Source organism: Rickettsia endosymbiont of Proechinophthirus fluctus (assembly GCF_001602635.1).
Taxonomy (GTDB): Bacteria; Pseudomonadota; Alphaproteobacteria; order Rickettsiales; family Rickettsiaceae; genus Rickettsia; species Rickettsia rickettsii.
Genome location: NZ_LECS01000004.1, coordinates 533159 through 553183 on the forward strand (window position 1 = coordinate 533159; position 20025 = coordinate 553183).

Below are 20025 nucleotides of genomic sequence, written 5' to 3' on the forward strand. Positions count from 1 at the left end.
AAAACATATAACAATTTTTTATATGCTTATTTTGTTAAAGGTATAATTTTGCCCAATATTAAGGGTTATTTTTCTAGATGCCTGCTTTCACAGGAATAACATAGCATTTACCTTTGGTTGCTCTTCGAATACTTTGCTTTATTAGTAGGAGTATTAGACGGTGTAAATGAATTATTATTTATAAAAGCAGTAGGACGTTTCTGCTTCATTCTATTAATAATTTGTTGTTGTTTAAGAGTATTTATCTTTTGTTTTCCGGCTATCCTTATAGATTGAGTAATTTTGGCAGTTTCTACAAATATTTCCTTAGGAGTTTGTAGCTGATCAATTCGCTCATAATGTTTTTTAAGAAACTCTTCTTTTATCTTTGGCTTTATTCCTTTCAAATCAACATATGTTCTATATAACTTCTTTAATTTTATTTGTTGCTTGGAAGATTTGTGAGGAAGTGATTTAATTGAATTAACAAGACTACTACCTATTTCTTTTATAATATTAACGGCAGGCGAAGCTATTTTCTTTATTCCTTCATAAATTTTACCTAACCCACTAGCAATAACATCTAATAGTTTAGGCGCATATTCTTTAGATATAGGGGATATATCCCTAATAATATCTCTCGCTTCAGTTAGATTATGAGCTAAATGGAGTAATGCTTTTTTCTCCTCTAACTCGGTAGAGCGATTAGCATATGAACTAGCTATATCTGCCTGAGCATCTATAGTATCGGTAATTATTGATTTAGTATCATTAAAAGAAATATCTATAGGTGTCTTTTTTTGCGTTATAGGACTGTCTTCTCTTAATTTATCTAGCCTATCACGTATTGCTTGGTCTTTTTGATCATTAAGGCTTTTACTTTTTTGTTCTAGTTTAAGCTCAGATTGCAGCTGCTCAATTAGATCGTCTACTTCATTACCGGATTTTTTTGTGGGGATATAAGGTCTATCTTGGAGCTTTGCAAACCTTTCTTCTAATTCTTCAAGTGATGGAGGAGTGCCTTTAAGTTTTGCTAGTCTTTCTTCTAATTCTTTTATTATTTGCTCATCCTGCTTTTTCTGAGACATATATATACCTCTATAATAATTCCTAGGTTTTGTAAAAGAAAATTAATAAGATTTTTGCAATAATAGTTATTCCTATTTCAAAAAAATCTTATGATTTACAACAAAAAATAGATTAATTCAATTTTCCGCATGCAAAGCCTAGTTATTAATAACACAAACTACTAACTAAAATAAAGTATTTTGTGATATGAGTTAAGATATAATTATATAAAGCTAGCATTATCCGTGTGGATCAGTTTTGCCATTGTCACCTAGTGCCTTGATCACGGGGTCTAATTAAAAATACTAATATTATTAGTATTTTAAGTTGTTTTCTGGATACCACACAATTCAGCTAATTCTGCACGTGCCTTATTTTCTCATATAACTTTCAACATTTTTCTTTTTTAACCATTCCCTCACTTCGTCAGTAGTGTAAGTTTTAAAATCAGAGGCATTAATTCTTTGCAAAGCAATTTTGCATCTTCTGAATCTTCTTGTATTTCCTGTAGATAATATTCAATTGCTTTACGTACTATATATACCCTTTTGATCTGTCTAAGTTTTTTGCTGACTATGCTAAACTATTATTTAGTTCGTCCGGAATAGTTAAATTCAGTCTTGCCATCTTGTGACCTATCTGTAATTAATAACACATTACGACACATAATAGCACAAACTACAAACTAAAAAAAGCTATAAATACTTATCCAATACGTCCGACATAATTTTACGAGCTACAGGGGCGGCGGCTTTACTACCGCCTCCACCATGATCAATAAAGACGGTAACGGAATAACTAGGATCGTGATAAGGAGCGAAGCCTAAGAACAAGGCATGATTACGCCTCTCCCAAGCAATAGATTTACGGCTTAAATCATCTTTAGCATTTAGTTTGCATTGCACCTGCGAAGTACCGGTTTTACCAGCGAGCTGCCTATTTTTGCCTAAAATTCTATTATAATACGCCGTACCTCCCGCAACATTAACGGTATTATACAAACTTTCTTGGATTATTATGATATTTTCGGGCTTAATATTGACATTATAAAATTCCGGATCATTTTTTAATATTCTAGGCGTATACAGTTTACCGTTACTTGCAATAGCTGTAATAAACCTTGCAAGCTGCATCGGCGTTACCCCTAGAAACCCCTGTCCGATTGCTAAATTAAAACTATCTCCTATTGACCAAGGACGCTTTAATTTTTTCTTTTTCCACTCTTTTGACGGTACAAACCCGCTACTTTCAGGAGCTAAATCAATACCGGTTTTTGAACCGAGGCCAAATTCTCTTGCAACTTCAAGAATTTTATCCGGACCTACTATTCTTGCTAATTCATACATATAAATATTACAAGAATGCTTTAAAGCAGACATCATATCTAACGTTCCGTGTCCGCTATGATTCCAACATCTAAAGCTATTAGTACCAAGAGCAGAGCTACCGTCGCAAAAAACGGTTTTATTAGGATTAATGCCTACTTCAAGGGCTGCAAGTACGGTAATTATTTTAAAAACCGAGCCTGGAGGATAAGAATTTTGTATTACCTTATTAATTAAAGGCTTATAAGGATCACTCGTTAAACTTTGCCAATAATTTTCCGATAATTTACTGAAATGATTTGATTCAAAACCCGGAGTGGAAGCACAAATTAGTACATTTCCGGTTTTAGTATCCATAACTATTGCCGAAGAACCTTTAGGATTTAAATATTGCTGGATATTTTTCTGAAGAAACACATCGATATTTAAATGCATATCTTCACCTGATTTAGTAGGGGTTCCTGCTATTTCTCTTACCTGCTTACCGTAAGCGTTTACTTCAACTTTTTTATAACCAAATGCTCCTCTTAGTTTGTTATCGTAATATTTTTCAATACCGGATTTACCGATATTAAAATCGCTTAAACTATGTATATTTAACTCCTGCTTCTCGTGCTCATTTATTTGACCAAGATAACCGATTAAATGAGAAGTAACGCTTGAAAAAGGATAAAACCTTAAATAACCTATATCAATAAATATTGAAGCGAATTTATGCTTTTGTTCTTCAATCATTGATACTTGCTGCCAATCAAGCTGATCAAATATTACTAAAGGAGTGTGGCGACTAGATTTTTTAATTTTTTGCTTAATATAATTATATTTTTCCGGAGATAAATTTAGAATATTACTAATTATTTCTAATTCATCCTTATAATTATTATTAATGCTTCTATCTATTACTAGCTGATAACATGGTTTATTAGTAGCTAAAATATTGCCATCTAAATCGTAAATTCTTCCTCTAGTCGGTGGAAGTACAACGAAATTAATACGATTCTTATCCGATAAAGTCTTATATTCTTCACTTTTAATAAGCTGTAAATAAAACATTCTTATTCCAAGCAACGATAAAAATCCGAGTTTACCTAATCCGATTATAAAGGCTCTTCGTGAAATTAACTCACCATGTAGTATTTTCTTATTTAGCATACTTTTTAAAGTAATTCATAGGAGAGTCAAGTATAAGACGAATTATATTATAAGAAAATATAGTTATCAAAAATTGAAAGAAAATTATTAAATATCCGTCTGCTTCTAGCTTCTTGATTGTTATTAGTAAATATTTAAAATTCAATATAAATAAACAATAAACGCAAAAAATAATGAAATTTATTAAATAGTTTTTAGCTACAAAATATTGTGAAGATAATTTATAAATCGTATATGCCGATAAAAAAACTAGCGAATTTGTACCGATAGGCATACCACTTATTTGATCTATAAATAGACCGAGAAAAAATATGCCAAAAATATTTAAGGAATATAACGACATAAAATAATAAATAAATATAATTTCCATCGCCGGAAAGATTCTGCTTTGAATATTTATTTTATAACTCACTAACGGAAATAATATTATAAAAAAACATAGCAAAGCAAACAGCAATTTTAATATTATTTGTAAGCTATTTTTATATATTTCCTGTTTTATCTTTAACATCAATAGTTTTTTGTTATATAGTTTTGTACTGCGTTCATACCATGACTTGATCGGCAATTAGGTTGTCATCCCACGACTTGATCGCAGGATCTATATAAACAACATTTTGTGTGGTCATTTTTACTGGACCCCGTGGTCAAACCACGGGGTGACAATAGAAAAATTGTAACCACCCAATGACCATATCAACCATATACAAAATATAAATTAATTTTCTATTTTGTACAGTTTTAAAAAATGAATATGGATTCTACAATAACTCACAACAACTAGGGTTAGGTCTTTTATCATTATAGCTAAGCTCTAATTCTTCTTGTGCCTCGGAACTTGTGGATATAAATAGTTGTTTTGATATAATATTATTTATTGTTGTCGTAAGATCAAAAGACTTAAGCCGTGGGATAGGTATACTAGGTTTATCTGTTATATTTTTATTTTTTGACATAAAAATCTCCTTTTTAGCTTATAAATGCGTCATTACCAGAAAATTTAGGCTTTTTGTTGCACAGATCGTTTTATGTCATTCCCGCATAGGCGGGGATGACATCAAGTAGGTTTTACCGATCTACGTAACAATGCCTGTTCGCAATGACACAATCTATAATTATTAAGTAATATTTTAACTTTCTTCCTCACTTTGTTCTATCGGTTCTAAACCATATAAAGATATCATACGTTCAAATACTCTACCGGCAGTAGGGGCAGCTGTCCAACTTGCAGTTGCAAAGCCAAAGCTTTCTTTAGTCGGTTTCGGCTCATCAAATCTAATAAAAATAATATATTGCGGGTTAGATGCAGGCAGCATACCTAAAAACGATGACGCTCTACTATTTTTTAGATATTTCTTTTTTCCCCCTGCCCCTTGTGAAAGTTTTTCTGCCGTACCGGTCTTACCACCGATAAGATAGCCTTTGACCTCTGCTCTTTTACCGTTACCTTCTTTTACTACCGCTCTAAATAATTTCTTCATTTGGGTAGAGGTATTTTCACTAAAAACTTTTGTACCTATTACTTTTTCATCCTTTCTTTTTAATAAAGTAAGATCATATAAAGTACCGCCGTTAACAACCGGTAACATTGCTCTAACAAAATGCAAAGGGCTAATCGAAATGCCGTAGCCATACGACATAGTAACACTCGTTAACTCATTCCATCTTTTCTCGGAAGGAAATAACGGAGTACCTCGTTCAGGTAATTCTATTTGCAACTGATCTAATAGACCTAATTTCTTTAGATATTTTTTAAAATTGCTTTTACCGATTTCAAGCATAATTTGACTTGTGCCAATATTTGAAGAATATAGAAAAATCTCAGGTACACTATGCCATCCTTGCCTTGGCGTATAATCCTTAAGCTGGAATCCTCCTACTTTCATATAACTTATATCATAAGCATCATTCATATTTATTGCACCGGTATCAAAGCCGACTGCCATAGTTAATGCCTTAAACACCGAACCCATTTCGTAAATCCCGAGACTTGCTATATTAAACAGCTCTTCTGGTTTGGCTAAACTCGGATAATGCGGATCGAAATCAGGCTTATTTACTAATGCTAAAATCTCGCCATTATTTGGATCAGCAATAATGCCTACTGCTCCTATAGCCTTAAATTGCTTTAAAGTTTTATCAATCTCCTCACTTAAAATACTTTGTAATCTGATATCAATAGATAATTGAAGCGGTTCTTTCCGATTCTTTGGTTCGTTTAATTCATAATCAGAATTAGTTAAATACTTATCATAAGCGAGCTCTAAACCACTAAGCCCTACCGAGTCTCTACCTACATAACCGACAACATGCGACAATAAATTAGAAAAGGTATAAATTCGTTTCTGCTCTTCTTCAAATTCAAAACCAAGTAACCCAAGGCTAGTTATCTTTTCTTGCTGACTAGGTAGTACATCCCTTTTTACCCATATAAAGTTTTTATTTGACTTAAGTTCTGCAAGTAATTTAGCTTTATTAATATCAGGTAGAATTTCTGCTAGCTTTTTTACGGAAGTTTCAGGATCAAGTACTATTTGTGGATTAGCAAATAATGAGGCAGAAGGTAGGTTCACTGCTAATAAATTACCGTTTCGATCAACTATTTCTTTTCTAAATTGACGCTTTTTTTTAAAGGAATTAATATTTTTATCGTAACCATTCGTAGCAACGATTATCAATCTGTAAGATAAAGTACAAAAAAGAAAAGAAAAGACACAAATAACCATTAATAATCGGATTTTTGTATTTTTACTACAAACATTCCAAATTGTTAGACTTTTAATTGTAGGTTTCCATTTTTCCCAAATTTGTTTCATATGTTATTTATGGTGTTTCAAACACTAATATTTCTGCAATCCTTATGTCATTCCTGCGAAAGCGGGAATCCAGTACTTTAAAACCTTTTCAAAACTTGATTTGAAAAATAAAAAATCTTTAAAATCAAGATTTTTTGAAAAGCTCGATTTATCTCGCTTTACCCTAGATTCCCGCCTACGCGGGAATGACATCGAACGCTTTTTCCAAGCCATGCAACAATCCTACCAAGATACGAAGATCAACTTCAAAAAGAGCAAGGAATCCACAAGACGAGGAACGGAGCGTATACTTAATACGTGAGTACCACAGTACTTGTAGGATGACGTAGCCAATTTTTGAAGTTCATCGAGTATCCTTTACTCTACTCGAAACAGTCTGTATATACTTATTATTTGTAATTCTTTTGTAACGCCATTTACTACTCTTGGAAATACTAATATTATGATTAAATTTAATATTTTGATCGATATTTGGCCCTAACGGATCTTTTATCATTTGATAAGATTTAACTGTTTCTAATTTTAAATAAGCCGCCGCAAGTTTTTCCAATCTAACCGGCAAAAGTAGATAAGCTTGCTCTGCTTTTAAAATATGAATATTATTATTCTCACTATTTATCTGTTTTACAACGCTACTTAATTGATAATCAAGAGTTGAGACTCGCTCCTTTATACTAAACAAACTACATATTGCTATAATTGTTATCAATAATGTAAAATAGTGAAGCTTTCTTATACTCATAATTAATTACTCATATATCGCTTTTGCTGCTCGAAGTTTTGCCGATCTCGCTCTAATATTTAGCCCTACTTCTTTATCTGACGGTGCTAGAGCTTTGTTAGTAATAATCTTAAGCCATTTATTTGGATCAATCGTCATGTCGTCTTTAGCATATTTTGATCTTACTACCGGCTTTTCCGAATTTTCTTTAAAGAAATTCTTAACTATCCTATCTTCTAAAGAGTGAAAAGACACCACAACTAAACGTCCGTCTTTCTTTAATATATTTTTTACATTCACTAAAAACTGCTCTAACTCCCCAAGCTCATCGTTTACATAAATCCTAATGGCTTGAAAGGTTTTAGTTGCAGGATCAATTTTGCCTTTTCTAAATCCTATACTACTTCTAACAATCTCGGCTAACTTGCCTGTACTATCAATTCTCGCCGTTTTTCTATATTCTACAATTCTCTTAGCAATTCTTCGTGAAAAGCTCTCATCTCCGTATTTGTAAATTACGTCAGCTAGCTCTTTTTCCTCTGCCGCATTTACAAACTCCTCGGCACTAAGCCCTTGCCCGCTCATACGCATATCAAGTGGTCCGTCATGCAAAAACGAAAATCCTCTATCTGCTATATCTAACTGCATTGACGAAATGCCTAAATCCAGCACTATCCCATCAAATTTTTTTTCCTTAAGCTTTGCAAAACTATCCGCAAAATTTGTTTCTACAAAATCAAATCTCTCACCGTAATTTTGCTGAATTTCTTCGGCTCTTTTAATTACGTTTGGATCACGATCCAAGGCTGTAACATAACAGTTACAGCTTTCTAATATTGCTTTGCTATATCCTCCTGCTCCAAACGTACAATCTAAATAAGACTCACCGGCTTTTGGGCTTAAGGCCTCTAACATTTCATTTAGCATTACAGACACGTGAGATTGTATCATTAATGAGCATTCCTTAGCGTTAAGCGCTTTTCATGAGCAATTTTTTGAGCGGCATTTAAATATTTCTCAAAATTCTGCGGCTGCCAAATCTCAAAAATCACCCCTTTACCTACAAAACATGCTTGCTCTTCGATTCCTGCATGCTTCATTAAAGATTGCGGCAATATAACTCTTCCCTCCCCATCAAAGGAAAGTTGTACAGCTTCCCCGAATATCATAGTCTCAAACGCATCACGCTCCTCGGAATAAGGATCAAGCGTCTCTATCATCTGCCTTAATTTCTCGATATGCGAAATACCGCACACCTCTATACAATTATTCCTAATCGACGGATAAGCAATTACACCGTTAAATAATTCTTTCCCTAGTACTGCACGGTAATTCGCCGGCACCGACACCCTACTCTTTTTATCAACACCATTTACATACTTAGATAAAAATACATTCATTGGTATAATTTGGGTTCATTTGGGATTAAATGGGGAATTATAGAATATTATAGGAATATTAAGGAGTCAAGGGTTTTTAACAAGGATGAGTTAAATTACTAAGATGTCATACCGTGGCTTGACCACGGTATCCAAAAAAATAATTTAAAATACTAATATTAGTATTTTAGAATGGATTCCGCGATCAAATCGTGGGATGAAAGAGGGGGAATGGATCCACACAACAACGCCATACAGGAATAACATCGAACCACACAACAAAGTTTAATCCAATGATTTTATGGATTTTTTAAAGTGATTTTCACCTTGAAAATTCATATTATTTAATATATTAATTTCATATAAATGATTATAGTAATTTTATGGCTAAAGTTAGAGAAATAGAAACGATGGCTACTCTAATAACAGAACAAACATCTTCTTATGATACAGGTATGGTGTTTGGATATTACCTTACTAGAGCAAGATGACACCCTAACTCCTATTGTTTCTTCCAATTTTATCCCTAGCATTAGTTTATCGGCCATTCAAGAAGTACCACTGATATCTTCATCTTCTGCACAAGACTCCGACTACAACATTACACTAGATAAACTATTCGAACAGTTTCACATCACTTACGGAGCATATTCTTTTTACCAATCCAAGTTTTTGCAAACCGCTGAACTAAAACATCTTATAAAAAAGATTTTAGATCATCAAGGTGATGGATATCAATATTCAAGATTCGTTTTATCATACAGTTCTACATAAGGCTATTTACCGTAAACTTTATGATATAGCTGAATTTTTACTAGAAAAAGGCGCTTCAACAGAGTTAAAAGATTTAGATGGATATACACCTCTTCAATTAGTTATTCATGAAGGCTACACAGCAATGGTTAAATTTAATAATATGGAGCAGATCATCGAGATAAAAACTAATAGAATTAGTACCCGATGATAAACCTGAATTAAAAGCTTTTTTAAGCCTTGCAATAGCGTCTCAAAATAATAATTCTAACACAATAGATAATTCTCTTGTTACCACTAAAGATATAGAAAAATTAAATGCAAATTTCTATACCGGTTCAAGAATATCTAAAATTGTTGTGGTTGCTAATGAAAAGCCTGAAGAGTTGGGACTTGAATTAGCTGATGAAGTACATGAATAGGTTTCTTAAACATACTCAATAATGACCTATAGAACTATTGTAATATAGGTTAATTTAAAAAATATTGACTTATTAATTTTTATTATGTTTTATTTGAAATAAGTATTGATTAATGTTAATAATGATTTTATTTTTTACATAAATAAAGGTTAATTATGCCGCAACTTAAAATAGGTATTTTTAAAATACATAAATATTGTAAAAATATAAAAACTACAACTCAATCAAACTCTAACTATCCCATAAAGACAAAAACTACTGAAAAAAAATTAAACCCCACTGTAAAATATAGAAATATGCTCCCAACCAAGATCTTTGGACACCGGATACTGAACTTCTTGGAACAGATTATGACACATAATTATAAATCTAGCATTCTTGACTACATATATACTGTGAACAAATGCTAAGTTTGAGCTTTAAAATCTAATTTATGTTTAATTTACCTATTGATAATATTATCGTATTCATATACCTAATATCTATTCTACTTATTGGTATATATTACCGAGCTAAAAATAGTAGTTTTAAGAACTATGCCAATGTTGAAAGTAAAGCGCAAAATAGTAAGCTGTTATTAATAGCTACGATATTTGTAAGTTCTGTCGGAGGAGCCACCACTTTCGGCATTATGGAAAAGGCTTTTTTGGGGCATGAATATTATGCTTACGCTCTTATACTTACAATACCTATAGATATATTAATTGCAATCTATATAGTGCCTTTAATTGCCAAACATTACGGAGCTGAAAGCATCGGCGATATCCTCAGTACATATTACGGTAATATAGGTCGTTTTATCGGAGGGGTTAGTTCGGTTATCGTTTCAGTGGGTTTTTTAGCTGCTCAAATAAGCGTCAGCGGCTATATTTTTCAATATATCTTAGCAATAAATGATGTAAATGGGGTAATTTTAAGTTATAGTATAGTACTTATATATACTACAATAGGCGGTTTACAATCTATTGTTTTTACTAATTTACTACAATTTTTGGCGATGATAATCGCTATACCAACCATAACTTTTATCAGTTTAAATAAAATCGGTTTTGTAGATTTTATTAATAACCTACCTACAGAAAATGCAAATTTTGATCGGAGCAACCTACTTTCTTATACAATTGCAGCAGCTTTAAGTTTTAGCGTCATGAATCTATATCCTACATTTATTCAAAGAGCTTTAATTAATAAAAATCCTATGCAAACAACTAAAGCAATATATGCAAAATCCGCTATATATTTTTTCTTCTTGATTTGCATTACTTTAAATGGTTTAATTGCTTATAAGCTTTATCCAAACCAACCGTCAAATTTAGTATTACCTTATTTAATCAACCAAATCATCCCAACTATAATTCAAGGGATAGTAATGAGTGGACTCTTAGCTGCCGTTATGTCTACTGCTGATTCTGATTTAAACGTTACTTCTATAGCTATTGTTAAAGATATAATCAATCCTATTTTTAAGGTTAAAAATCAGCAAAAATTATTATTAATTGCTCGAATTATTAACGTTATAATAGGAAGTTTTGCAATAATTGTAGCTTTAAAATTTAGTAATGTAATTGACTTAGTAGTATTCTTCACTGGTTTCTGGGGACCGGTAACATTAGTACCGTTAATAACAACGCTTTTTGGTATCAAAACATTTAAAACTATAATAGTCTTATCATCACTTGGCGGAGCAGCTATCTTCTTAATATGGGAATATTATTCTTTATCGTTGCAATATTTCAACCTTAGAGGAGTGTTTATAGGGACAATGGTGAGTCTTGTGATATTTATTCTAGGATGGTGGTATTCTATTACGAAGAAAGTCATATAAAATATATTATCTATTTACTTGAAGTTTTAAATAATTTAATATGTTAACTCAAGATTAATAATTGGATTATGAGGATTTTATGTCTAAGCAAAATAGTATTGAAGGAAAATATAGCATAATAATTCCTATTGAAGACAAGAATGGGAGCATAAAATTTAAGCTTAAATGCATGTGATGACGTTAATGGCAGCACTTTAGCTGATATAGGCTACGTATTCAGAAAATATGCGTAATATGTATTACTCTACTAAGCAAAAAAAATGATGCTGTTAACTCTTGAATGACAGGAACTTTAAATTATTCTATTCATAGTACAATGACTCCATATTATCCTGACTTAACTAAATTTAATATTAATGATTTATCTCAGAATGATGAACCTAAATTAATAGGCAAAAGCATACCAAGAACTTAAAGATCCTATTGAGGATATAAAAAGCTAGCCTTATTGCATGAATCCAGAAACCTGCTCGATGTCATTCCTGCGGAAGCGGGAATTCAGTGACAAGTAGGGAAATCGAGCTTTTAATTTTTTAAATTTAGTATGTCTAGACTTTTTAGTGACGGGATTCCCGCCTTCGCGGGAATGACATCGCGACTCATACAACTAGGTTTTTCATGAGTTATAATATTAGTTTTTTCTGTGCAAAACATTAAAAATCATCTCAGCAAGTAACTTGTTAATACCATTTACTTTAGCAAGCTCATATATGGTTGCGTCGCATACTGCTTTATACGAACCGAAATAATGCAGTAATGCTTTTTTTCGAGTTTCACCTACGCCCTCTATATCGTCAAGGCGTGATATTTTTATAGCACGTGATCTACCTAGTCTATGATTCTTTATGGCAAAATTATGTGCCTCATCTCGCAAGATTTGTAAATATTTCATAACCGGCAAATTCTTATCTAGAGTAAATACTTCCTTACCTATCACATGGAACTGTTCAAAACCGGCATTTCTATCTACTCCTTTTGACATACAAACAAAAGGAATATTCATTTCAAATTTATCCATCACCTCTTTAACGACGCCTAAATGCCCTTTGCCGCCGTCTATAATCATTAAGCTTGGCAATTTATGCGGCTCTTGCCTTAACCTTGTAAGCCGCCTTGTTAGGACTTGCCGGAGCATCTCATAATCGTCACCTTTTATGTCACCCCCGCAGTTCTTGATGCCATTCCCGCGAAAGCAGGAATCCATTAACCTTTTTGGATCCCTGCTTTCACGGGAATGGCATACGAGAGAGGGAGCATGGACATTAAAAACCCGATATTCTTTTTTATCAAAACCGACTTTACCAGCAACTACCATCACTCCAACCGCAAACTTACCTTGAATATGGCTATTATCATAAATCTCAATTCTTTCAGGAATTTCAGAAAGACCAAATAGCTCTTTAATTTCAAATATAATCTCTTGATTTTTTGCAAATTTCTTCAAATACTGCTCTAGAGAAAATAAAGCATTTGTCTCAGCATTTTGAACTAATTTAGCCTTACCGCCTTTATTAGGTACTGTAATATTAAGCTGAAGTATATTGTTGATTTTCTTAATCGCCTCTATCACATTCTCTTTACCATTAATTTCATGATTAATTATAATTGCCGCAGGTACGTGTTGTTTTTGGTAAAATTGTAATAAAAAATATTCTAATACTTCTTCTTTGGTACTATTTTCGGTAGAAGTAGGAAAATAAGGAATATTACCGCATGCTTGCCCTGCCCTATATAAAAACACTTCCACGCAATAATGCCCGTTCTTTTCCACAATAGCAATTATATCTGCGTCTTTAACGACATCTGAAACCCCTGCCTTAAGCTGCACATAACTAAGTGCTTTAATGCGATCTCTAATTTCTGCCGCCTCTTCAAAACGCATCTGACTACTTAGCTCTTCCATCTTTCTAGATAGGTTCTCTTGGAGTTCTTTAGTGCAACCTTGTAAGAAATCTTTAACCTGAGTTACTAAGTCTCTATAGACTTCCTTGTTTATTTTACCAACGCAAGGAGCATAACAACGTTTTATTTCATATTGTAAGCAAGGACGAGTACGTGAATTAAAGTAATTATCCGTGCAGGAACGTAATTTAAAAATTTTTTGTAGTTCGGTCAAAGTAGTATTAACTTCCACACTCGAGGCAAAAGGACCAAAACACTTCCCGTCACTTAGAGTTTTACCTCGATATTTTAATAATTGTGGGAAATCATGATCTAAACGTAACTTAATGCAAGGAAAAGACTTGCAGTCCTTAAGAAGAATATTAAATTTCGGCTGAAATTTCTTGATTAACTGTGCTTCTAAAAGTAGTGCTTCAACTTCGGAATTAGTGATGCTATACTCTAAAAAACAAGTATTTGCAATCATCTGAAGCGTCTTATTATCTAAATTGCTTTTAATGTAATTAGTAAGGCGTTTCTTTAAATTTTTAGCTTTACCGACATAGAGAACTTGCTTGTTAACGTCAAACATTCGATAAACCCCTGAACGTTCAGGAACATCTATAAGTTTAGATTTAATTAACTCACTTCCGGTAATTTCTAGGGTCATGTGTATAGTGGTCCTTAGCTAAAAGCCGAAATCCAGAAAAAATAACCTTAATATTGATATAAAAATTACACATTAAACCTAAAAAAACAAGTTTTTTATAGGTTTTACTGGATTCCTGCCTTTGTGGGCATGACATAGAAGAGTGCACCATGCAACAATAACCTTCAATTCCCCGTTTTATTATACGGATTGTCATTTGCGACTTTAACATTCACTATTTTTTGTGTATTGTCATCAAAGAAAAAGGTTATTTTAAACTCATCTCCTACATTTAAATCTACTTTTGGGTCATAAAGCATAATATGCATGTCACCGGGCTTAAAATCAACATTAATATTACCGGCAATTAAAAATGGATAATCCACTTTTACCATTTTACTAACCCCTTGATCATTAATTGTTTGATGAATTTCTATTCCACTTATCTTATCTGAAGATATATTCACTAAATTATAACTCTTACTTCTACTATTTATTAATGTAAAATACATAGCAGAATTGCTAACTTTACCTTGCACATTTGTTGTAGGTCTTGCCCAAGGCTGTGCAAAGTGCACGGCTGCCTCTGCAGGTAAATCATCGGGCTGATCAGAAGAAAAATTTGTAGAATTAGGATTTTGCGCTGTTTGGTTATCAGCATAGTTTACTGCACAAATTAAAGTTATAAAACTAATTAGTAATGTTTTTAACATAATAATACCCTTAATAAATTAAAATGAAATATTAACATAGATTAAATATAAATCTAGTGTTTTAAAAGATATTTTTTGTACACTTCTTGTAGTAATCTCTCTATAGCATAACGAACTGCGATTCTTGGCATATGTAAAGTATAGCGATCCAAAAAATCTATTAATTGTTTTTCATCTTTTTTTCCTGCTTCACGTAGCATCCAACCTACTGCTTTATACATTAAATCATGTTTATCGTTCAAGAGTAATTTTGTTATTGCAAAAGTCGTATCTAATGTATTATTTTTGATAAAATACCAAGTAGCAACTATAGCTATTCGTCTTTCCCATAGAATTTCCGATTTTGTTAGTGTAAAGAGATAATCCTTTTCTTTATCCTATAAATAAGCTCCGATTATATGATGAGCTGATGCATCCACTAAATTCCAATTATTTACGTGTTTTATATTGTTTAAATAAAAATTATACAAACACTCTTTATCTTGTGCCGTCTGATATTGCATCATCAAAATAGCTAATGCTAAAAATTTCTCTTCATTAAATTCTGAAGTAATAAGTCGGCTTAAATCCTCCATATCCAAATTATAAATAACTTTTAGCTATTGTACGTCAAGTCGGCACGGTAACACCAATAAATCGGTCATGCTCTCCATACTCTCCTCTAGTTTTCAAGAATAACATTCTACGTTCTACAGGAATAGTAGCATTCTCAAGTAAAATATTTCTAATTTGTTGTAAATTTTCTCTCATGTTCAATAAACCATTTTTCACGATGTAATCCCCTGCCATAGCCTCCAAGTTTGCCATTGCTATTAATAAATACGATGACAAGGAACAATGATTGCTAACTAATTCATACCATTAGCATTTGCAACAGCTCTATAAGAATTAGGTTTGCCCAAAACTTTAGCCTGATTTAAATAGCTTCGTGTTTCACCGTAAGGTATATTCATTAATCCTTGCCAAATCATTTTTTGAAATGGGCTTCCTAAAAGCTATATAGGCGTATTAAATTTTTGTAAAGTACCGTTATAAGTACAATTGAAGATCCTCTTCAATCATTCAAATCGGTTCAGTGCTTCCAGGAATAATAGCAGATTCTATCTTAATCCTTAGCCTCTCAAGTTCACGCTCCAAACCTCTTCTATCAACAAACTCTAGCAAATAAAGCAATTTTTTATCACTAATTGCCAGCCAAGTCGCTTTTAAAATATTTAAATGCCGGTTAAATTTTGTCGGCGGTCCTCCCATTATTTCAGAGACAGCATCTTGCAAACCGCTACTTGACTCATAACCCATATCAATTTGTGTATTCATGACCGCTTCACCCATGCGCATTTGCTTCATCGCAATACCTATACGCCTTGCTCTCGCATATTCTACAAACGTCATACCAAAACGTTTTTTAAATTGGCAACGTGCTGTAGAAGCATCTACTGATAGCTCATCACAATCACTATCTTTCCATCTTTTAGCAGGATTAAACTCAATAGCATTAACAAGAGTACAAACTAAACCTGAAGCTTCGCTAAGGATGTGAAAGAGCTTGCAACGCTGACCAGGTCTATATGAAGTATGCCAAGCTTCCTTAGCAGTTTTATAAAATTCACAATTTCAAATTTAGGTTCCCGTGCAGGACAAGTCAGTCTACAAAATACTCTTGTTATTTTAACCGCTACAAAAAGATATTTTCATATCTGTCATCTTTATTAATTAATGCCTGATAATATTCTTGTCTTTGAAGCTTATTAAACATATTAATTTATCCTATAATATAAATTTATAATTATATTATATGAACTTTTTAAAACTCCTGTAACCGAAATTCAGGCATTGATTTTTTATTTAATACTTCTGTCTCTCATGCTCGATAAGCCATTTTTTGCGATCTAGCCCTGAACCATAACCGCCAAGTTTACCGTTATTATTGATGATGCGGTGACACGGAATAATTATAACAAATTTATTTGCTCCATTAGCATTTGCAACTGCTCTATAAGATCTTTCCATACCTATTAATTTAGCTTGGGTAAAGTAACTTCTTGTTTCACCATAAGGTACATTCATTAGCTCTTGCCATACTAATTTTTGAAATTCGCTTCCCAAAAGATATATCGGAGTATTAAATTTTTGCAAAGTACCGCTAAAGTAAGATTTAAGCTCCTCTTCAATTGATATAATCGGTCTAATACGATCTTCAGTAATAGTCGATTTTGTGTTAATCTTAAGTCTTTTAATTTTATACTTTAATCCTTTACTTTCAACAAAATCGAGCAAATAAAGCCTCTCTGTATCACTAATTGCCAGCATAGAACCAAGAGGCGTATCTAGCCAAGCGGATTTTAAACTCATTATTTTACCCTAAATATGATTTCTTAATATTATAATATTGATTTTTTATTTAACAATTTTATATTTTTAAAACTAACAATTTATAGGTAATCACTATGATAAAAGCTCATGTTTTTAAATATTCGCAGGTAATTTTAACCAAGAGGGCACGCGCTATAATAAAATTTAGCAAATACAGCGGACTAAGTATACCGGATATTGCTACTATGGCAAAAGAAGAAGAAAAACTAATGGAATAATAGATCAGTATAAAACCGGTAAAATAACTACCGCAAAATTTCGTAAGAAAATGAATGAGCTTATACAAGAAAAAAACGGTAATCCTATACGAGATAATGAGGTATTTGATAAAGGCTGGAATGCTATGTGCAAAATAGAACCTGAAAAGTTAACAGAGATATATAACTTACAACACAGACACATAAATATCCACATTATAGACAATACAAACGAATTACAGTATAATTATATTCAATAAAAAATAGAAAAGGCCCCAAATCAACCCACCATTTCTTATACACTTTCATACAAACTTGGTAACTCAGGTGAGAGAGCATTAAAACATTATACAAAACATTTTTTAGCAGCTCGCGATTATGAACCGGTATGGCATATGGAAGCTCAAAATGACTATGACCAAAACACTTTAGACATATTAGGAAAATATTACGATAATACGACTAAAGATATTATATAAATATTGATAGCTTAAAAATTCTATAATAGCGCATTATGCAATAATTCGCTATTTGCGTTATTTAAGCCAAATCATTTAGCTTCATGATCTTTAGCAAAATCAATGAGGCTTTCCACAACATCACTTAAATTTTCATTATTCAAGTCAATCCTCATTTCTTTTTTAACAACATCAACAAAATAATCATCAAGTGAATTTTTCATTTAAAATGGAAGTGTTTTTTGTCCAATGAACAATTATTCCCTGCTTAATGATGTCATAGGTATCAAAAGCAATTTGAATGGCATTTTCACGCTGATTTTGATCTTTTCAATTCTATAAGAAGCTATTATTGTTTTGTTAGTGCCGAGTTCACTTGGCACATCATTTTTAAATTCAGCTCTTATTTTTTTAACTCTATTTAAAAGATCACTATCCGATAAACGTTTATTATGATGCTGTATTATTGTGTTATTTATTAATGGTAGAAAATTTTTGATAAAAGGCAGGATCGATATTGATATAATCCTTAATAGTATCTTGTATTTGGTTAGCCATATCCATGACCGAATGTTAATCGCTTCAGTTTTAGTAATATGACCAGCAATAACATACTCATCAAGCAACTTCATGACTTGAGCGGTATATATTTTTTATCCGGTTTTTCTTTATAACGCTTTTCCACTATCTTTTTGAGCTTATTAAATTTTATTCATATTGTAAATTAACTTGTTCTTTTTCTTCATAAAATTCATAAGAATTAGAAGCTATAGACATCAGATTTTTAAATTTATTCAACAAGAAATAAAACTTATTGTGTATAACTTCATCGGCTAAATACTGTTCGAGCTGTTCAGAATCCAAATCGTTAGGCACATTGATTCGATCACCCTACATAGTCAATTATGTAACCATATTCTTTAGTTTTCCCTTTTGCTTCAAATAAACGATTCGCACGAGCAATTGCTTGTAAAAGATGATGCTCTTTGCATTCTTTGCATATGTAAATAACGACATTACGCGGTGCATCAAAACCGGTTAGTAATTTTGAAACTACAATTAAAATTTCAGGATCATCGGAACTTTTAAATTTTTTAATAATTCTATTATTGAATTTTGCTCCATATTGTTCCCTCATGTTTTTTATAAATTTATCTACTTTATTTTCGCTTTCAATATCTTTATAACCGTCCCGGTCATCAGTAGCAGATATAACAACTTCAGAACTTACTTGTCCTATATCATCTAAAAATTTTTTAAAACGAACGGCAATTAATCTAGAAGGAGCTATTAACATACCTTTTAAACCTGTACCTTACGTTTTTAAAGAGTGCGTTGAAATATCAAATGCTTTGGCATAAATAGCTTCCTTTGTTTGAGCAAGCATCTTTGAGCAACTGAATCTTGTTGTCACAGCTGCTTTTTCTTCTTTATTTAATCCATTAGTAATCATATCAAAATCTTGTATTACGTCCTGCAAACTCTCAACTACTAAACTATTTGTAGTACTTACTCCCCTTGATACCTACATACCAAATCTTACAGAGTCAAGATTTGGTAAATTTTTCTTTAAGTCTACCAGCGATGTGTCTGCTACTAGCTTTCTTATATCGTCTGCTATCTGCATAGTCTGAGTGCCTAGCTGGTATAAATTTAATGCCTCTTTATCTATTGCTTTATATTTATCTGCAATCTCTTGTATTGCTTCTAGCGTATAATTATTAGATAAAATTTTAACAAATTCTTTATGAGATAGATTAGTTATTTTTGCTAACGTATTTATATCTTGACAACTCATTTTATCTTGATAATGATTTGTAAAAATATATTGCTCATTTTCATAGGTGTTAAACTCTGCAATTTTTATAGAAAATCCTCATCTACAATCAATTTAAAAGGTCTGTTATTAGCATTTATTTCTAAAGCTCTTAGTTATATTAAAATAAACACGTGCATTATTTATGTCTATACTACCTAAGCCATTATAGTAATTCATAGTATCGGTGATACCTAAAAAATATTACTATTAGTATCTAAACTAAAAGAATGAGTAATATTATCACCTACAGTAACGCCAAGCCAACTATCAAGACCCATGCTTGCTGCTCCCTTTGCATTTATATTTTTTGTTGTACCACTCATATTATGTCCTTATTTTTTTATTAATTTATAAAAAAATAAGTCGTACTTAATAATTTATTATTTTCTTCACTGCTATAATTACTGAGTTCTAGCAAAGCTTCGTATATTTCTTTCTCAAGTAAACAGTCACCTCAACTTTTGAGTATGTAGATTATTATTTTTGCCTAGATTC

The 20025-nt window shown here is 32.0% G+C and carries 21 protein-coding genes and 5 pseudogenes; 4 read left to right on the forward strand and 22 right to left on the reverse strand.

The window, feature by feature from the left end; genetic code table 11:
- Positions 1–107 precede the first annotated feature (107 nt).
- The 8 genes from BG75_RS04690 to mraZ all read right to left on the reverse strand — a co-directional run bounded on the left by BG75_RS04690 (position 108) and on the right by mraZ (position 8461).
- Complete coding sequence (locus BG75_RS04690; RefSeq protein WP_062811615.1) at positions 108–1067, reverse strand: hypothetical protein; 960 nt, start codon at positions 1065–1067, stop codon at positions 108–110.
- Positions 1068–1742: 675 nt separating this feature from the next.
- Positions 1743–3524 (reverse strand): penicillin-binding protein 2, encoded by a 1782-nt coding sequence (mrdA, locus tag BG75_RS04695; protein WP_062811616.1) that lies wholly within the window; start codon positions 3522–3524, stop codon positions 1743–1745.
- Positions 3514–4035, reverse strand: a complete 522-nt coding sequence (locus BG75_RS04700; protein WP_062811617.1) for a hypothetical protein — start codon at positions 4033–4035, stop codon at positions 3514–3516. Before BG75_RS04700 ends, mrdA begins: the two co-directional genes overlap by 11 nt.
- 250 nt (positions 4036–4285) lie before the next feature.
- On the reverse strand, positions 4286–4480 hold the full coding sequence (locus BG75_RS04705; protein ID WP_062811618.1) for a hypothetical protein: 195 nt from the start codon (positions 4478–4480) through the stop codon (positions 4286–4288).
- A 174-nt stretch (positions 4481–4654) separates the two neighbouring features.
- Positions 4655–6340 (reverse strand): peptidoglycan D,D-transpeptidase FtsI family protein, encoded by a 1686-nt coding sequence (locus BG75_RS04710; RefSeq protein WP_062811619.1) that lies wholly within the window; start codon positions 6338–6340, stop codon positions 4655–4657.
- Positions 6341–6683: 343 nt separating this feature from the next.
- Complete coding sequence (locus BG75_RS04715; RefSeq protein ID WP_062811620.1) at positions 6684–7082, reverse strand: hypothetical protein; 399 nt, start codon at positions 7080–7082, stop codon at positions 6684–6686.
- Positions 7083–7088: 6 nt separating this feature from the next.
- A complete protein-coding gene (rsmH, locus tag BG75_RS04720) occupies positions 7089–8012 on the reverse strand; it encodes a 16S rRNA (cytosine(1402)-N(4))-methyltransferase RsmH (protein ID WP_062811621.1) in 924 nt (307 codons plus the stop codon).
- Positions 8012–8461 carry a division/cell wall cluster transcriptional repressor MraZ gene (mraZ, locus tag BG75_RS04725; protein WP_010977464.1) on the reverse strand — a complete coding sequence of 150 codons (450 nt, stop codon included), beginning with the start codon at positions 8459–8461 and terminating at the stop codon, positions 8012–8014. Before mraZ ends, rsmH begins: the two co-directional genes overlap by 1 nt.
- A gap of 706 nt (positions 8462–9167) precedes the next feature.
- Between mraZ and BG75_RS09965 the strand changes: the two genes are divergently transcribed.
- The 3 genes and pseudogenes from BG75_RS09965 to BG75_RS09970 all read left to right on the forward strand — a co-directional run bounded on the left by BG75_RS09965 (position 9168) and on the right by BG75_RS09970 (position 11883).
- Positions 9168–9404 carry an ankyrin repeat domain-containing protein gene (locus BG75_RS09965; protein WP_252903661.1) on the forward strand — a complete coding sequence of 79 codons (237 nt, stop codon included), beginning with the start codon at positions 9168–9170 and terminating at the stop codon, positions 9402–9404.
- A gap of 644 nt (positions 9405–10048) precedes the next feature.
- On the forward strand, positions 10049–11440 hold the full coding sequence (locus tag BG75_RS04735) for a sodium:solute symporter (RefSeq protein ID WP_062811623.1): 1392 nt from the start codon (positions 10049–10051) through the stop codon (positions 11438–11440).
- Positions 11441–11665: 225 nt separating this feature from the next.
- Positions 11666–11883, forward strand: a pseudogene (locus tag BG75_RS09970) (hypothetical protein).
- 188 nt (positions 11884–12071) lie between these two features.
- Here BG75_RS09970 and uvrC read toward each other — a convergent pair.
- From uvrC to BG75_RS04775, 8 genes and pseudogenes are all read right to left on the reverse strand, one after another.
- Complete coding sequence (gene uvrC, locus BG75_RS04740) at positions 12072–13991, reverse strand: excinuclease ABC subunit UvrC (protein WP_062811624.1); 1920 nt, start codon at positions 13989–13991, stop codon at positions 12072–12074.
- A gap of 164 nt (positions 13992–14155) precedes the next feature.
- Positions 14156–14683 (reverse strand): copper chaperone PCu(A)C, encoded by a 528-nt coding sequence (locus BG75_RS04745; protein WP_062811625.1) that lies wholly within the window; start codon positions 14681–14683, stop codon positions 14156–14158.
- 53 nt (positions 14684–14736) lie between these two features.
- Positions 14737–15258 (reverse strand): annotated as a pseudogene (locus BG75_RS07575) (DNA alkylation repair protein).
- A 34-nt stretch (positions 15259–15292) separates the two neighbouring features.
- On the reverse strand, positions 15293–15433 hold the full coding sequence (locus BG75_RS04760) for a hypothetical protein (RefSeq protein ID WP_062811628.1): 141 nt from the start codon (positions 15431–15433) through the stop codon (positions 15293–15295).
- Positions 15408–15934 (reverse strand): annotated as a pseudogene (locus BG75_RS10660) (methylated-DNA--[protein]-cysteine S-methyltransferase). The gene BG75_RS04760 and the pseudogene BG75_RS10660 overlap by 26 nt, the downstream one beginning before the upstream one ends.
- 30 nt (positions 15935–15964) lie before the next feature.
- Positions 15965–16075 (reverse strand): annotated as a pseudogene (locus BG75_RS10665) (methylated-DNA-protein-cysteine methyltransferase); the annotation flags it as partial.
- Between the two features lie 119 nt (positions 16076–16194).
- Entirely contained in the window at positions 16195–16350 is a 156-nt protein-coding gene (locus BG75_RS10375) for an Ada metal-binding domain-containing protein (protein ID WP_368072229.1), read from the reverse strand.
- A 178-nt stretch (positions 16351–16528) separates the two neighbouring features.
- Positions 16529–17035, reverse strand: coding sequence for a methylated-DNA--[protein]-cysteine S-methyltransferase (locus BG75_RS04775; RefSeq protein ID WP_062811630.1), 507 nt, complete (start codon positions 17033–17035; stop codon positions 16529–16531).
- Positions 17036–17324: 289 nt separating this feature from the next.
- On the opposite strand from BG75_RS04775, the gene BG75_RS04780 reads away from it, so the two are divergent.
- Positions 17325–17513 carry a hypothetical protein gene (locus BG75_RS04780; protein ID WP_062811631.1) on the forward strand — a complete coding sequence of 63 codons (189 nt, stop codon included), beginning with the start codon at positions 17325–17327 and terminating at the stop codon, positions 17511–17513.
- Between the two features lie 290 nt (positions 17514–17803).
- Here the strand turns inward: BG75_RS04780 and BG75_RS10380 are convergent, their stop codons facing one another.
- The 6 genes and pseudogenes from BG75_RS10380 to BG75_RS10385 all read right to left on the reverse strand — a co-directional run bounded on the left by BG75_RS10380 (position 17804) and on the right by BG75_RS10385 (position 19853).
- Positions 17804–17935 carry a hypothetical protein gene (locus BG75_RS10380; protein ID WP_305140732.1) on the reverse strand — a complete coding sequence of 44 codons (132 nt, stop codon included), beginning with the start codon at positions 17933–17935 and terminating at the stop codon, positions 17804–17806.
- A gap of 33 nt (positions 17936–17968) precedes the next feature.
- Positions 17969–18343: a hypothetical protein gene (locus BG75_RS09085; RefSeq protein ID WP_252903663.1), complete on the reverse strand. Its 375-nt coding sequence runs from the start codon at positions 18341–18343 to the stop codon at positions 17969–17971.
- Between the two features lie 76 nt (positions 18344–18419).
- Positions 18420–18587, reverse strand: a complete 168-nt coding sequence (locus tag BG75_RS08770; protein ID WP_196242482.1) for a hypothetical protein — start codon at positions 18585–18587, stop codon at positions 18420–18422.
- Between the two features lie 10 nt (positions 18588–18597).
- Positions 18598–19164, reverse strand: a pseudogene (locus BG75_RS04790) (UvrB domain 3-containing protein).
- 72 nt (positions 19165–19236) lie between these two features.
- Positions 19237–19509 (reverse strand): hypothetical protein, encoded by a 273-nt coding sequence (locus tag BG75_RS09985; protein ID WP_252903666.1) that lies wholly within the window; start codon positions 19507–19509, stop codon positions 19237–19239.
- 212 nt (positions 19510–19721) lie between these two features.
- Positions 19722–19853 (reverse strand): hypothetical protein, encoded by a 132-nt coding sequence (locus BG75_RS10385; RefSeq protein ID WP_016728225.1) that lies wholly within the window; start codon positions 19851–19853, stop codon positions 19722–19724.
- Positions 19854–20025 lie beyond the last annotated feature (172 nt).